Source organism: Vreelandella halophytica (assembly GCF_968193635.1).
Window position 1 is genome coordinate 2,884,299 of record NZ_OZ309107.1, and the last position, 13,985, is coordinate 2,898,283.

A 13,985-nucleotide genomic window follows, 5' to 3' on the forward strand; every position below is an offset into this window, starting at 1 on the left:
TCGTTACTTAAGGATATCGCCATGAGTTTTCATCTCGCGCCGGGACCGGAAGGCATCCGCTCGCAGCTTTTCCACATTATTTTCGAATCCGACACGCCCGCCGCCAAGGCCTTCGACCTGGTGCTGATCGTCATGATCCTGATGAGCGTCTCGGTGATTTTGCTCGGCAGCGTCGAGGGTTACGCCCAGCGCTATGGCGATATCTTCCTCTACATGGAGTGGTGCTTCACCGCCGCCTTTAGCATCGAGCTTTTGGTGCGCCTTTACTGTCTGGAACGCCCAACGGTCTATATCAAGAGCTTTTACGGCATAGTGGATTTGGTCGCCATTTTGCCCACTTGGCTTGTGCTATTGGTGCCCGGCGCCCACGCGCTGGTCATCGTGCGGCTTTTACGGGTGCTGCGGATTTTCCGTATTCTGCGACTGATGGAGTTCGTCGGCGAGGGGCGTATGCTCTTGGAGGCGCTGCACCGCAGCCTGCGCCAGATCCTTTTGTTTTTCAGCAGCATCCTGATGGTGGTCACGCTCTTCGCCGCGCTGATGTACACCATCGAATCCGAAGAGGCGGGTTTTACCAGCATTCCGATCGCGATGTACTGGGCCATCGTGAGCATGACCACGGTGGGCTACGGCGACATCGTGCCGGTCACCCCGGTGGGTAAGACGATCACCATGATTTTGATGCTGATCGGCTACTCGGTGATCGCCGTGCCCACCGGGGTGTTCTCCGCCCAGGTGATCCGCTCGATTCGTGAGGACCGCTACTCGGAAGAGGCCTGCCCGGGCTGCGGCCACGACCGCCACGAAAAGCGCGCCCGTTATTGTCTGCGCTGCGGCACCTGGCTCGACGAATTCAGCGAGGACCCCCGCGAGGAAAAAGAGGAGAAAAAGCGCAAAAAGGACAAGGCGCATCAGGACGCTGACCGTGAGGGCGATGAGCCAGCAAAGGATAGCAATGGAGATGAAAATGGAGACGGGGACGAGGACGGCGCCGGGACCTAACGCTCGGCGCCCCTCGTCAGGGCCGACCGACCCTAGCTTTCAAAGGGGGTCGTGTCGCCGCGCCCTTCCCGCACGATCTTCGGTGGCAGCTCGCGCAGGTCGATCACGCTGGTCGGGTCCAGGTGGCAGGCCCCGCCATCGATGATCAAATCCAGGTGGGCACTGTAGCGCTCACGAATCTCCTCGGGCTCGTTCAGCGGGAGCGCTTCGTCCACCGGAATGAGCGTTACGCTCATCATGGGCTCACCAAGCGCCTCGAGCAGCGCGTGGGTGATCTGGTGATCCGGCACGCGCACGCCGATCGAGCGTCGTTTGGGATGCAGCAAAAGCCGGGGCACCTCGGTGGTGGCTTCCAGAATATAGGTGTAGGGGCCGGGCGTGTGCGCCTTTAGAAGGCGAAACACCGCGTTATCCACCTTGGCGTAGGTGCCTATCTCGGAGAGATCCGAGCACATCAGCGTAAAATTATGCTTGTCATCGAGCGAGCGCAGCCACTTGATCTTCTCGATCGCCTTTTTCTCGCCCAGGTGACAACCCAGCGCATACCCGGAGTCCGTCGGGTAGGCAACGACGCCGCCTTTTCGAATGATCTCGACCGCCTGGTCGATCAAGCGCTTTTGCGGATTTTCCGGATGTATCTGAAAGTACTGACTCATTACTCGCTCCTTGGCTGTTGAAATGCCCGGATGGGCCTACCTCAAGCATAGCGGTTAGTGAGGCCTTACGCTCTGGATGACGCTACTGGCTTGCGCCGAGCAGCCCGCCGGGCGCCTGGTGCATGTGGACAAGCCGGGGGTGCTGCCAGATGGGTAGCGCCGCGGTACGCGGAATTTCGCTCATGCTGCCGGGGGCAGAGTGGCTGCCGGGAAAGTGAAAATCGCTGCCGAGCGAGGCGTAAAGTCCACGCTCGTCGAGCTGGCGGGCCAGATCCCGGGTGCTGTCCGGGTTCTGTTGGCCGCTGACCAGCTCCACGGCCTGCCCGCCGGCGGCGGTAAACGTATCCATCAACTGGCCGCGCTTGCGCCGGGTCAGCCCGTAACGCAGCGGGTGGGCGATCGCCGCCACGCCACCGGAGGCCACGACCCACTCCACCGCTTCACCAATCTCTGGCCAGTGCGCTTTGACGTCGCCCTTTTTGCCGCTGCCCAGGTAGCGCTTGAACGCTCCGGCCCAGTCCGGCGCCAGGCCCTCGGCCACCAGCGCCCGGGCAAAGTCCGGCCGTCCCAGCGGCCGGTCGCTTCCGGCCTGGGCCTGGGCCTTGGCCAGGGCGTCACGCAGGCCAAGCTTTTCGAGGCGCTCGGCGATCACCTCGGCGCGCTTGATGCGCGCCCGGCGCTGAAATTCGAGCCCCTCGACCAGCGGCCCCTGAACGCCGCCGGGCATCAGCGCTACCACGTGAATATTGATGCCCTGCCAGCGGGTGGAAAGCTCGCAACCCGCGACCAGGCAGAGGCCTTCACGCTCGGCGGCGCGGGCGGCCTCGTCGACCCCGTCCATGGTGTCGTGGTCGGTCAGCGACATGAAGGAGAGCCCGCGACTTGCGCACAGCGCCACCAGCTCGGAGGGCGATAGCGCCCCGTCGGAGGCGGTGGAGTGCATGTGCAAATCGACCGGGTAGCGGTGATCGGCATCGAAGGTAGTGGGCAGCACGGTGACGGGCAGTCGAGGCATAGGCATGACGTCGCAGGGGGAGTTTGTCAGAATAGGGGCGCTTCACGTATAAGTACGTGTGCAGCGTTCACACAGCGCATGTTACACGGCGCGCAGCGGTCATACGACCCGCCGCCGTGCCCCGTTCGCGGCTTACAAGCGCGCTATAGTGAGCGCTTGGCCCCGCCCGGTCAACGGGCCCATCCATCAAGGCCTGGTCGAAAACCAGCCCATTCGCTTACGTCCAAGGAAGCCCCATGCTATATGCCATTATCAGTCAAGACGTGTCCGAGAGTCTGGAAAAGCGCCTGACGGCGCGCCCGGACCACCTTGCCCGCCTGGAAGCGCTGCGCGACGAGGGGCGTTTGGTACTGGCCGGCCCCCACCCGTCCATCGACAGCGAAACCCCGGGGGATACCGGCTTTAGCGGAAGCCTGGTCGTTGCCGAGTTCGAAAGCCTCGACGATGCCCAAACCTGGGCGGATCAAGACCCCTACGTGGATGCCGGCGTCTACGCTACCGTGACGGTGAAGCCTTTCAAAAAAGTATTACCTTGATTTTCAAAGGCAGCTATGCGGCAACGCCGGGTTTTGCACAGAGGCTGTGGAAAACTCTGTGAAAACATGGCGGACGCTTTTCTTAAAGCGAGAGATAACGCCCGTATTAACAAATTGGTCATTTTTTAATCGCTTTCCCCTACGCCCCGACAACGGATACCCGTGTGACCCAGCGCCACCCTGCTCTACCACCCCTAAAAGCGTTAACCGCTCCCCAGCTCACCTGGGACGACGCCGCCCCGCACTCCACGCGCTTTGACGACGTCTACTTCTCTCGCGAGGATGGCCGCGCCGAGACCGAGCATGTCTTTTTGAACGCCAACCGCCTGCCGGAGCGCTTCGCTTGCTGGGCGCCGGGTCGTCCCTTCGTGATCGGCGAAACCGGCTTTGGCACCGGGCTCAACATGCTCTGCGCCTGGGCCTGCTTCGAAGAACACGCCGCCCCCAATGCTCGGCTTCATCTGTTATCCACAGAAATGTACCCGCTCGAGCGCGAGGCGCTCGAGCGGGCGCTAAGCGCCTGGCCCTCGCTTGCGCGCCACGCAAAGGTGCTTTGCGCCCAGTGGCCCGAGCCGGTCAGCGGTATCCACCGGCTGCACCTGTCTGAGCGCGTCACCCTCGACCTGCACTTTGGCGACACCACCGAGCGGCTGGCGCTGCTGGATGGCCAGGTCGACGCCTGGTTTCTCGACGGCTTCGCCCCATCGAAAAACGAGGCAATGTGGCAACCCGCGCTTTTCGAGGCCATGGCGGCGCGCTCGCGCCCCAACGCGACCTTTGCCACTTTTACCTGCGCCGGCATCGTCAAGCGCGGGCTGAAGGCCGCCGGGTTTACGATCAGAAAGGTGCCAGGCTTTGGGCGTAAGCGCGAGATGCTGGCCGGTGAGATCGCCTCCCCCCCGGTGGATAACCGCCGCGCCGCGACGCCCTGGTTTACCCCGCCCGCGGTACAAAAAGCCGAGCGGGTCGCGGTGATTGGCGCAGGGCTTGCCGGAACGAGCGTCGCGGCAGCACTTGCCCGGCGCGGGGTGGAGGTGACGGTATACGAGACCGAGGCGCCCGGCGCTGGCGGCTCGGGTAACCGCCAGGGCGCGCTTTACGTCAAACTCGCCGCCGAGACCAACGACCAGAGCCGTTTTTATTTAGCCGGGCTTTTGTACAGCGCGCGCTGGTTGGGCGGGCTGCCCAAAAACGACGCGTTTTGGGCGCCCTGTGGCGTGGTGCAGATTGCGCAAAGCGACAAGGAAGCGGGCCGCCAGCGGCGCTTTTTGAAGCGCCACCCGCTGGGCGAGGCGGTGGTGAAGGCGCACGAGGGGCCTCTAGCAGGACTTACGGACGTGCCGGGCAGCGTCGAGCACGCCCTGGTTTACCCGCAGGCGGGCTGGGTACGCCCTGCAGCGCTTTGTCAGGCGCTACTGGCGCACCCGGGTATCGAGTACCGCCAGGCCCAGGTCACGGCGCTGACCCCGACCCCCGGCGGCTGGCAGCTTGCCCTCGATAACGCCACGAGCGTCGAGGCCGACCAGGTGGTCATCGCCAACGCCCACCTGGCCAATGCACTGGAACAAACCCGCACACTTCCCTTTCAGCAGGTGCGTGGCCAGGTGAGTTCGTTGGCGCTGCCCGACGGCGTCAACGCGCCGACGCGGGTGGTGTGCGCCGGCGGCTACCTCTGCCCGCCGGCGGACGGCGTGCTCACCTTCGGGGCGAGTTTCATCCCCAACGACGGCGAGCGCGACATTCGCCTGGCGGATCACCAGCGCAATATCGATGAGCTACGCGCGGCCCTGCCCGAGTGGGTCGATGAACTCGAACGAATGAGCGGACCGCTTACGCCGGAACGCCTTACCGGGCGCGCGGCGGTACGCGCGGCGAGCCCGGACAAAACCCCCTACGCCGGGCCCGTGCCGGTGTTCGAGCAGTGGCGCCGCGACTACGCCGCGCTCACCAAGGACGCCTGCCGCGTAGCGCCAATTCCCGGTGCCCACCACCCGGGGCTTTGGATCACCGCCGCCCACGGCAGCCGTGGGCTTGCAAGCACGCCGCTTTGCGCCGAGGTGATCGCCTCGAGCATGTGCGATGAGCCGCGGCCGCTGGAGTATACGCTCGTCGATCATCTACACCCGGGAAGGCGACTGATCAGCGAGCTGATCCGCGCCCAGTCCGCGTGACTTAGTAGTCGCCTTCTTCTTCGTCATCGGCGATATCGCGCCCAAAGGCGCGCCACTGGGCAAGCGTCATGACCTCGGTCTGCTCGAGCTCGATATCGTGGGCGATCAAGAGCTCGCCGCGCTCGAGCTGGCGCTTGAGCTCGATGACCCAGCCGTGCATGCCTTCACCGCTGGTGTCGGTGGTGTCGTAGCCCTGGCGGGTCACGAACGTCTGAAGCAGCGCGTCGAGGGTCTCCGGTGGCAGCATCCGTGCGGGTACTTCGATGAATCGGCTCATGACATTTGCTCCCAATCGGCAAGTCGTTGAATAAAGACGTCCTCACTGAGTACGTCCACCCCTAGCTCCTCGGCTTTGGCGAGCTTGCTGCCCGCGGCCTCGCCGGCGACCACGCCGGTGGTCTTTTTGGACACGCTACCCGCGACCTTGGCGCCCAGCGCTTGCAGGCGCGCCTTGCCCTCGTCGCGGGTCATGGTTTCCAAACTGCCGGTCAGTACCCAGGTCTGACCTTCGAGCGGCCTGGGGCCCTGGGTGACTTCCACCTCTTGCCAAGAAACGCCCACCCGGATCAAGTCGGCGATGGTGTTCTGGTTATGCGGCTGCTTGAAAAACGTATGTACGTGGGCGGCGACGATCGGGCCGACATCTTTGACCGCCTCGAGCGCGGCCTGCTCGGCGCCCGCCAGCGCCTGTAGCGTGCCGAAGTGGCTCGCCAGGTTGGCGGCGGTGGCCTCGCCCACCTCGCGAATGCCGAGGGCATAGATAAAGCGCGCGAAGGTGGTGCTTTTAGCCTTTTCGAGCGACTGCACCAGGTTTTCCGAGGACTTTTGCGCCATGCGCGGCAGCGTTGCCAGCCGCTCGACGCCGATTTCGAAAAGATTCGCGGGGGTCTGCACCCAGTCGCGCTCGACCAGTTGGTCGATGATTTTCACGCCCAGGCCGTCGATGTCCAGCGCCTTGCGGCTGGCAAAGTGCTTGAGCGCCTCCTTGCGCTGGGCGGGGCAAAAGAGCCCGCCGGAGCAGCGCGCGACCGCCTCGCCCTCGACGCGCTCGATCTGTGAGCCGCATACCGGGCAGGCGTCGGGAAACACGATCGCTTTCGCCGAGGTCGGGCGCTTGTCGGTATCCACCCGAACCACCTGGGGGATGACATCGCCGGCCCGGCGAATCGCCACGGTGTCGCCGATCATGACGCCCAGCCGAGTGATTTCATCGGCGTTGTGTAGCGTCGCGTTGGAGACCGTCACGCCAGCCACCGTGACCGGTTCAAGCCGCGCAACCGGCGTAATGGCGCCGGTGCGCCCGACCTGGAACTCGACGTCGTTGAGGGTCGTGATCTCCTCCTGGGCCGGAAACTTGAACGCCACCGCCCAGCGCGGGGCGCGAGCCACGAAGCCAAGCTCACGCTGGGCGCGCAGATCGTTGACCTTGATCACCACGCCGTCGATATCAAACCCCAGGGTCAGGCGCTTCTCGCCGAGCCGTTCGCAGTAGTCGGCGACCGCCTGGGGGCCCTTGAGCGTGGCAAGCTCCGCGCTCGAGCGAAACCCGAGCGTTTTCAGCCGCTCCATCAGCGCGCTGTGGGTGGTATCGCCGCTATCCGGCTCTAACCTGGCCACCTGATAGCCGTGAAACTCCAGCGGGCGCTTGGCGGTAATCCGCGGGTCGAGCTGACGAAGACTCCCGGCGGCGGCGTTGCGCGGGTTGGCGAACACGCGGCTCTCCTCTTCCCGGGCGCGCTCGTTGAGCGCCTCGAAGCCTTTGTGCTGCATGATGACTTCGCCACGCACTTCCAAAAGCTCGGGAACATGGTCGCCGCGCAATTTGAGCGGCACCGAGCGCAGCGTGCGCAAATTCGACGTAATGCCTTCGCCGGTGCGCCCGTCGCCCCGGGTGGCGCCGCTTACCAATACGCCCTGCTCATAGACCAGCGACACCGCCGCGCCGTCGAGCTTGGGCTCGCAACTGAACTCGAGCTCGTCAGGGGTTCGCTCCAAACGCTCGGCCACGCGCTCGGCGAAAGCGACGACGTCGTCGCGATTGAACGCGTTGTCCAGCGAGAGCATGGGTAGCGCGTGGGTCACCGCGGGAAAGCCCTCCGCCGGGGCAGCGCCGACGCGCTGGGTGGGCGAATCGACCGTCACCAGTTCCGGGTAGTCCGCTTCGATGTTTTTGAGCGCCTGGAGCTTGCGGTCGTAGTCGGCATCGGTCAGTGCGGGCTCGTCGAGTACGTAGTAGCGGTGGTTGGCGTCGTCGAGCTCGGCGCGCAGCGCGGCGATTTCCTCACGCACCTGGGGGGAAGGCTGGCTCATGCAATAGGGTTCCGTAAAACAGTACGTAGTGGCGCTATCCTAAAGCCTGGCGGCGTTAGGCTCTAGTAACAAAAACACCCGCCTGGCGAGGCGGGTGTTTTGAGACGCTTAAAAAGCCGATTAGCGGGCGGTGTGGCGCTGCAGGCGGTGGCGGCGCTCGAACTCGTGCACGCGCTGGCGAGCAAACTCGATGGTCTGCGCCGTCATGACGCTGTGGTTTTCGTCCTTGAGCTCGCCGCCCATGTGACGTACGACCACCATGGCGGTCTCGACCATCGCTTCGAACGCAGCGGAGCTATCGAGCGCCCCGGGCAGCGGCATCAAAAACGAGATACCCGGGGTGGCAAACTCGTCCATCTCTTCGATGGGGAAGGTGCCGGGCTTGACCACGTTCACCATGGAGAACTGCAGCTCACTGTCCGGACTTTCGGTTTCGAAGCGGTGAAAAACGCCCATTTCGCGGCTAAAGCGCAATCCGCAGGCCATCATCAGTTCCAAAAGCTTGCCGCCGTCAAAGCCCTCTTCGTCCCGCGAGAGCACGCTGATCACCACCATTTCCGAGGCATCGGTCAGCGTCTCTTTGGCGCGAGCGCCCGATACATCGTGGCGCAGCGCTTTTTCGAGCGCCGGGTGGGGGCGAACGACGTTTTCGTCAAAAGCCGGTGCATCGTAGGCCTCATCGAACGCTGCCTCGTCTTCGTCGAAGCGCGCGTTTCTCGCGCTTTGGCCGCGCAGCGCCCCCATCGAAGGCTCGGCGCTATAAAGGTCGTCGTCATTGTACTGCGCCGTTGCGTGGGCGGCCTCGGTTTCGCGGGCCCGGGCGTGCTCCTGGGCAATACGCGCCTTTTCGGCTTCGGCGGCTTCCCGGGCCTCGCGGCGCTGCTCGGCTTCCAGTGCCTTACGCTCGGCTTTCTGCTTGGCAAGCGCCTTGACGCGTTCGGCTTTTTCCGCCTTTTTACGCGCGCGCTCCTGACGACGCTCGATCAGGCGGCGCTTGAAGGAGCGGCCCATGCCCTCGAAATCGACCAGACGGTACTCGTCTATGGCGTCGTCATCGAGCTCACCGGCGGTGTTGGAGCGCAGCTGGCGCCGCTGACGCGACTCGCTGGTTTTGGCAAAGGCGGCGTCTTCGGGCTCGGCGCGCAGCACGGGCTCGTCGGTCGCGGTATCGCCTTTTTCGCTCTCATTAGGCGCTGCGGCTTCCACTGGTTCAGGGCCAACCGCCTGAGTAGAAAAGCCAAGTTCGGTGGGCGTCACGCCAGGCGAGGGTGGCGTATCGCGGGGTGCTGACGGTGTGGATGCGCCGCCGCTGGTAGGCTCGGCCGCCGAAGGCGCTTCACTGACCGGTGCTTCATCGGCAAAAAGGCTCGGCTCGCGACGCTCTTCAACGGGGGCATGTTTAACGGGGCTCTGACCAGCCGGGCGCTCGCTCGGGTTCGCTGGGCGGGCTGGTTCGGCGGTGCTTGTCGGGGCGCTCGCTTTAGGGGCAGCGCGGGAAGCGTCGGGGCTTTCTTCTTCACGCTCGCTGAAACCGCCCTGATAGGCGAAGCGCTGGCCGGTGGCCGCGCTTTTCGAGCGGGCCGCCACTTTGGAAAACGAGCGTTTGAAATCGGAGAGTACCCTGGAGGGGCCGGGATGGTCCTGACGCTCGAGCTTGGGCTTTTTACCCAAACCGCTGTAGTCGGCGGGCTTGACGACCCGGGCACCGCCGTTGGGCAGCTCCCAGCTTAGCTCGGCCTCTTTGGCCTCGTCATCGAGCTCGTTCACCGATGCCTTGGGCAGGTTGTCGACCGCCTGGTCAAGACGCGGTACCCGACGCTGACGCTGGAGCCTTCGCACTCCATCGACCACGATAAGCGACACCAACGCCAATCCTAGAATGATTAACCACTCTCTTAATTCCATGTCGAGCATTCCACGGGTCATTTTAACCGATTTAAGGCGCTACCCCTGATGATATCCGCGTCCATCCAAACGCTATATTTACCACCAGGCATAGTGCGTCTGCTACAAAAAAGGGCAACCTGCTGCTCTATCTAATAAAGCTTACCCCGCTACTCGCCAGCCATCGACGTAGCAAGCCCCGCTTTTCGACAAGCCCAACGGCCAAAAGTGCCATCCTGGCGCTTGATTGGGTCGGCCACCTTCGTGCAACAACGCCCTTTTACTTTTGCTTCAGCGCTTCTTTATTCATGGCTAACGCCCTAGGCTAGCAATGAAGTAAAGTTCGCCGAAAAGCTTACTAGTGCGACAATTGTAGAAGCATTAACGCTAGATGACAAAATCTTACAACCATATTCGATCATTAAACAAGCACAACTAAGCATTATCGCAACAGGAGTTCGTTAGTTCTTGCGAGTTTGAACACACAACACTCTTCGTTTTCTACTGTGGCATTAATGTTTTTACTATATGTATTTCCAGTAGTCGAGCGCTCCCCTTAATCGTAACGGGACCCAATAACCCGTTTGCAATCCCCTGTTATCAAAGACTTTCGACTGCGCCTGCGTGACTTTGGCGGTTGAACCTGGCCGGCTCGAAGCCCGCCGGCCAGCTGCTTATGAAGTGTCGCGCTGAAACGAATAGCAAGAGGCGGCGATTAATCGATCAACGGCAAGCGTTGTAGCCCCTTTTGCGCCGGATTACTGACAAAAGAGCGCCCATTTCACGCTTGGCTAACACTTATTCAAGCCCAGGGATGCATAGAGCACTTATCTTCGCCGGGCTAAAATCATGAACAATGCGTAATAGCCGCCAACGGTCGATCTCGTATTAACGGGTCAGTCGACTAGCGCGGTGGCCTCTTCGATACCCACGGACACCAGCCGCGAAACGCCAGGCTCCTGCATGGTCACGCCCATCAGGCGCTCGGCGGCCTCCATGGCGATCTTGTTGTGGGTGATGTAGATAAACTGCACGCTCTCGGACATTTCCTTGACGAGCTTTGCGTAGCGGCCGACGTTGGCGTCGTCCAGCGGCGCGTCGACTTCGTCGAGCATACAAAACGGCGCCGGATTGAGCTGGAAGATCGCGAACACCAGCGACAGCGCCGTTAGCGCCTTCTCGCCTCCGGAAAGCAGGTGAATGGTGCTGTTTTTCTTGCCCGGCGGGCGCGCCATGATGGCAACGCCGGTTTCCAGCAGGTCGTCGCCGGTCAGCGTCAGCCACGCCGCGCCGCCGCCGAATACCCGCGGGAAAAGCGCCTGTAGCCCGGCGTTGACCTGATCGAAGGTTTCGCGAAAACGCACCCGCGTCTCCTGATCGATACGCTTGATCGCCCGGTCCAGGGTTTCCAGCGCCTCGGTAAGCTCGGCATGCTGCGCCTCTAAATAGTCGCGCCGCTCGGCCTGCTGGTCGTACTCCTCGATCGCGGCGAGATTGATCGCGCCAAGACGGCGTATCTTCTCGGTCGTGCCTTCCAACAGCGACTGCCAGCGCGACTCCTCGGCATCATCGGCAAGTCCGGCGGCCAGCGCCTCGGCGTCGTGGCCAAGCTCCGCAAGCGCCTCGTCCTGGGTGGTGGCCTTGAGCGCCAGCGCTTGAACCTCCATACGCAGGGTTTGCAGCTGCTCCCGGCTTTGCTCGAGGGTGCGCTCGTGATTTTGCCGAGCGAGCTCGTCGTTTTTGAGCTGCTCGGAGATCACCTGGGCTTGCTCTCGGGTTTCGCTCAGCCGTGCCTGGCGCTGCTCACGCTCGTGGAGAAGCTCCTCGAGCTCTTCGGCGGCCAGCTCGTCGGGCTCCAAAAGTGTTTCGCGCGCCTCTTCGAGCTCTTCGATACGTAGCTTCAAGCGCTCTTCGCTTTCGCTCGAGCGGCTCTGCTGGGCGCGCAGGCTATCGCGCTCGGTGTTGAGCCGCTCGCGCTCCAACGCAAGCGCCTGCTGGCTCGCCTTGAGCGGCGCTTGCTCCCGGGTTAGGCGGTCAGACTCTTCCCGTGCGCGGGTGCGCTGCTCGACGCTCTCTTCCCGGGCGGTGGCCGCCTCCTCCAGGCGCGTCATCGCTTCACCCCAGCGCTCGCGCTGCTCCTCGAGGGTCAAGGCAAGGCTCTCCTCGTCCTCTCTTAGCGTGGCAAGCTCTTCGTCGATCTCCGCGGCGCGGCCCTGCAGGTGCTCCAGACGCTGGGCCAGGCGCTGCTCCTTCACCGCCAGTTGCTGGCGAAGGCTACCGTGCTCGCGCTCCTCTTCGCCACGCTGCTCGCGCTCGCTCTCGAGCGTTTCGAGGGTTCGGGCCAGCGTCTCGCAGCGCTCGTCGAGTTCCGCCAACGCCTGCTCGACGGCCTCGCGCTGCTGGCTTAGCTCGTCAAAGCGTCGCCGGGTCATCAACAGCGCATCGACGCCTTCACCACTGGCCTTTTGATGCAGCCAGCCGCGCCCGCACCAAAGGCCCGAACGGCTAACCACGCTCTCGCCCGGGGCGAGGTGCGCCACTTGTGCCTGGGCCTGGTCGTCGCTCTCGACAAAGTGAATGCGCGAAAGCCACTCCCCCAGCGCTCCGGCGCCGCTGACCAGGCAGTCGAGCCGGGCGTCGCTCGCGGCGGTGCTCGCCTCGCTTTGAATCAAACACCAGTCGGTGGCCAGCGCCTCGGGCAGCGCCTTGAGCGTAGCGCCACTGACCATGCGGGCATTGAGCCAGGGCGCGAGCAGCCAGGACACCACCGGCTCCCAACCAGGCGAGGCGCTGAGCGTCTCGCCAAGGCGCGGGGCGTTTTCGAGCCCCAGGGCTTCGAGGTGGGTGTGCAGATCCGGGTCATGGTCGGCAAGCGCTGCGTCGATCAACGCCTTGAGCGAGGCGAGCTCGCCCTGGCACTGGCTGAGCTCGCCGCGCTTTTCTTCGCGCACGCTCAGAGCACTTTGATGGGCGGTGCGCACCTCGCTGTAGCGGGCCTGGCGCTGTTCGCGTTCGGTTTGAAAGTGTTCGGCGCGGCGCTCGGCCTCCTGCAGCTCGGCCAGGCTCTGGGCATGTTCTTTTTGCAGCGAAGCGGTGTCGTCGAGCTCACCGCGCTGCTGCTCGCGGCGAGCCCGTTCGGCCTGCTGGCGCTTGATACGCTGTTCCAGATCGACGATCTGGTCCTGGCAGCGCTCGGCGTCGCGGCTGACATCGCGCCAGCGCGCATCGATATCGGCGAAGCGCTGCTCGGCGGCCTCGAGCGCCGGGGCGGCTTGCGCCAGCGTCTCTTCGAGCACTTCGAGCTGCTCCTGTTGAGCTTCGAGCTCGGGCAGTAATGTCTCCCAACGCGCCTCGATCTCGGCAAGGCGGGTCTGGTCGCCTTCACTGACCCGGCGCTGCTCGTCAAGGTCGCGCCGGGCGGTGTCGATGTCGTTTGCTAACTGGCTTTCGCGGCTTTTGCGGTGGGCCTGATCCTGCTCGAGGCGCGCAATGCGCGTGGTGGTTTCGAAAAACTGCTGCTGATGACGCTCGAGTACCTCAGAGAGCTCATCGTGCTGAGCGCGGGCCTGCTCGAGGCGGGTTTCGCAGGCGCGCACGCCGAAAACGTCTTTTTCGACGCTGATTTCGAGCTCGCGCACCCGGCTCTCCTGGCGGGTCTGCTCAGCGCGCAAGGCGCGGCCGCGAATCAGCGCAAGCTCGCCCTTGAGCTGGTACTCCTGGGCTTTCAAGGTCTGGTAGCGCTTGGCGGACTCGGCCTGGCGCTTCAAGCGTTCGAGCTGCTTGTCGAGCTCTTCGCGGATATCGTCGAGGCGCTCCAGATTCTCCTGGGTGCGGCGCATGCGGTTTTCGGTCTCGCGACGGCGCTCCTTGTATTTGGAGATCCCCGCCGCTTCTTCCAGGGTCGCGCGCAGGTCGTCCGGGCGCGCCTCGATCAGCCGCGAGATCATGCCCTGGCCGATCAGCGCGTAGGAGCGCGGGCCAAGCCCGGTACCCATGAAGAGATCCGCGATATCCCGGCGGCGACACTTTTGGCCGTTGAAAAAGTAGTTGGACTGGCCGTCCCGGGTGACCAAACGCTTGACGACGATTTCCGCGTACTGGGCGTAGGCGCCGCCCATACTGCCGTCGCGGTTATCGAACTTTAATTCGATCGCCGCCTGGCCGACCGGCTTGCGCCCGGTGGAGCCGTTGAAGATGACGTCCGCCATCGACTCACCGCGCAGCGTCTTGGCCGAGGACTCGCCCATCACCCAGCGCACCGCGTCGATGATATTGGATTTGCCGCAGCCGTTGGGCCCGACGATCGCGGTCATGTTGCCATCGAAGGGCACCGTAATGGGGTCGACGAAGGACTTGAACCCGGTAAGGCGTATGGACGTTAAGCGCATTGCGGCTCTTTATAAAGCAGATA

At 63.6% G+C, this 13,985-nt stretch carries 9 protein-coding genes; 3 read left to right on the plus strand and 6 right to left on the minus strand.

Annotated features, from left to right (window positions below; genetic code table 11):
• The first annotated feature begins 21 nt into the window (after positions 1–21).
• On the plus strand, positions 22–1,002 hold the full coding sequence (locus tag ACWHXT_RS13295; protein WP_447956192.1) for an ion transporter: 981 nt from the start codon (positions 22–24) through the stop codon (positions 1,000–1,002).
• 32 nt (positions 1,003–1,034) lie between these two features.
• Here ACWHXT_RS13295 and ACWHXT_RS13300 read toward each other — a convergent pair whose 3' ends face one another.
• Positions 1,035–1,658 (minus strand): L-threonylcarbamoyladenylate synthase, encoded by a 624-nt coding sequence (locus ACWHXT_RS13300; protein WP_447926747.1) that lies wholly within the window; start codon positions 1,656–1,658, stop codon positions 1,035–1,037.
• An 82-nt stretch (positions 1,659–1,740) separates the two neighbouring features.
• Positions 1,741–2,673, minus strand: a complete 933-nt coding sequence (locus ACWHXT_RS13305) for a PHP domain-containing protein (protein ID WP_447958048.1) — start codon at positions 2,671–2,673, stop codon at positions 1,741–1,743.
• Between the two features lie 236 nt (positions 2,674–2,909).
• On the opposite strand from ACWHXT_RS13305, the gene ACWHXT_RS13310 reads away from it, so the two are divergent.
• Both ACWHXT_RS13310 and mnmC read left to right on the plus strand, forming a co-directional pair.
• Positions 2,910–3,209: a YciI family protein gene (locus tag ACWHXT_RS13310; RefSeq protein WP_447926748.1), complete on the plus strand. Its 300-nt coding sequence runs from the start codon at positions 2,910–2,912 to the stop codon at positions 3,207–3,209.
• Between the two features lie 164 nt (positions 3,210–3,373).
• A complete protein-coding gene (gene mnmC / locus ACWHXT_RS13315) occupies positions 3,374–5,380 on the plus strand; it encodes a bifunctional tRNA (5-methylaminomethyl-2-thiouridine)(34)-methyltransferase MnmD/FAD-dependent 5-carboxymethylaminomethyl-2-thiouridine(34) oxidoreductase MnmC (protein ID WP_447956193.1) in 2,007 nt (668 codons plus the stop codon).
• A 1-nt stretch (position 5,381) separates the two neighbouring features.
• Here mnmC and ACWHXT_RS13320 read toward each other — a convergent pair whose 3' ends face one another.
• The 4 genes from ACWHXT_RS13320 to smc all read right to left on the minus strand — a co-directional run bounded on the left by ACWHXT_RS13320 (position 5,382) and on the right by smc (position 13,962).
• Positions 5,382–5,657, minus strand: a complete 276-nt coding sequence (locus ACWHXT_RS13320; RefSeq protein WP_447956194.1) for a YheU family protein — start codon at positions 5,655–5,657, stop codon at positions 5,382–5,384.
• Positions 5,654–7,690: an NAD-dependent DNA ligase LigA gene (gene ligA / locus ACWHXT_RS13325; RefSeq protein WP_447956195.1), complete on the minus strand. Its 2,037-nt coding sequence runs from the start codon at positions 7,688–7,690 to the stop codon at positions 5,654–5,656. Before ligA ends, ACWHXT_RS13320 begins: the two co-directional genes overlap by 4 nt.
• 120 nt (positions 7,691–7,810) lie before the next feature.
• Positions 7,811–9,595 carry a cell division protein ZipA gene (zipA, locus tag ACWHXT_RS13330; RefSeq protein WP_447958049.1) on the minus strand — a complete coding sequence of 595 codons (1,785 nt, stop codon included), beginning with the start codon at positions 9,593–9,595 and terminating at the stop codon, positions 7,811–7,813.
• An 875-nt stretch (positions 9,596–10,470) separates the two neighbouring features.
• On the minus strand, positions 10,471–13,962 hold the full coding sequence (smc, locus tag ACWHXT_RS13335; RefSeq protein WP_447956196.1) for a chromosome segregation protein SMC: 3,492 nt from the start codon (positions 13,960–13,962) through the stop codon (positions 10,471–10,473).
• Positions 13,963–13,985 lie beyond the last annotated feature (23 nt).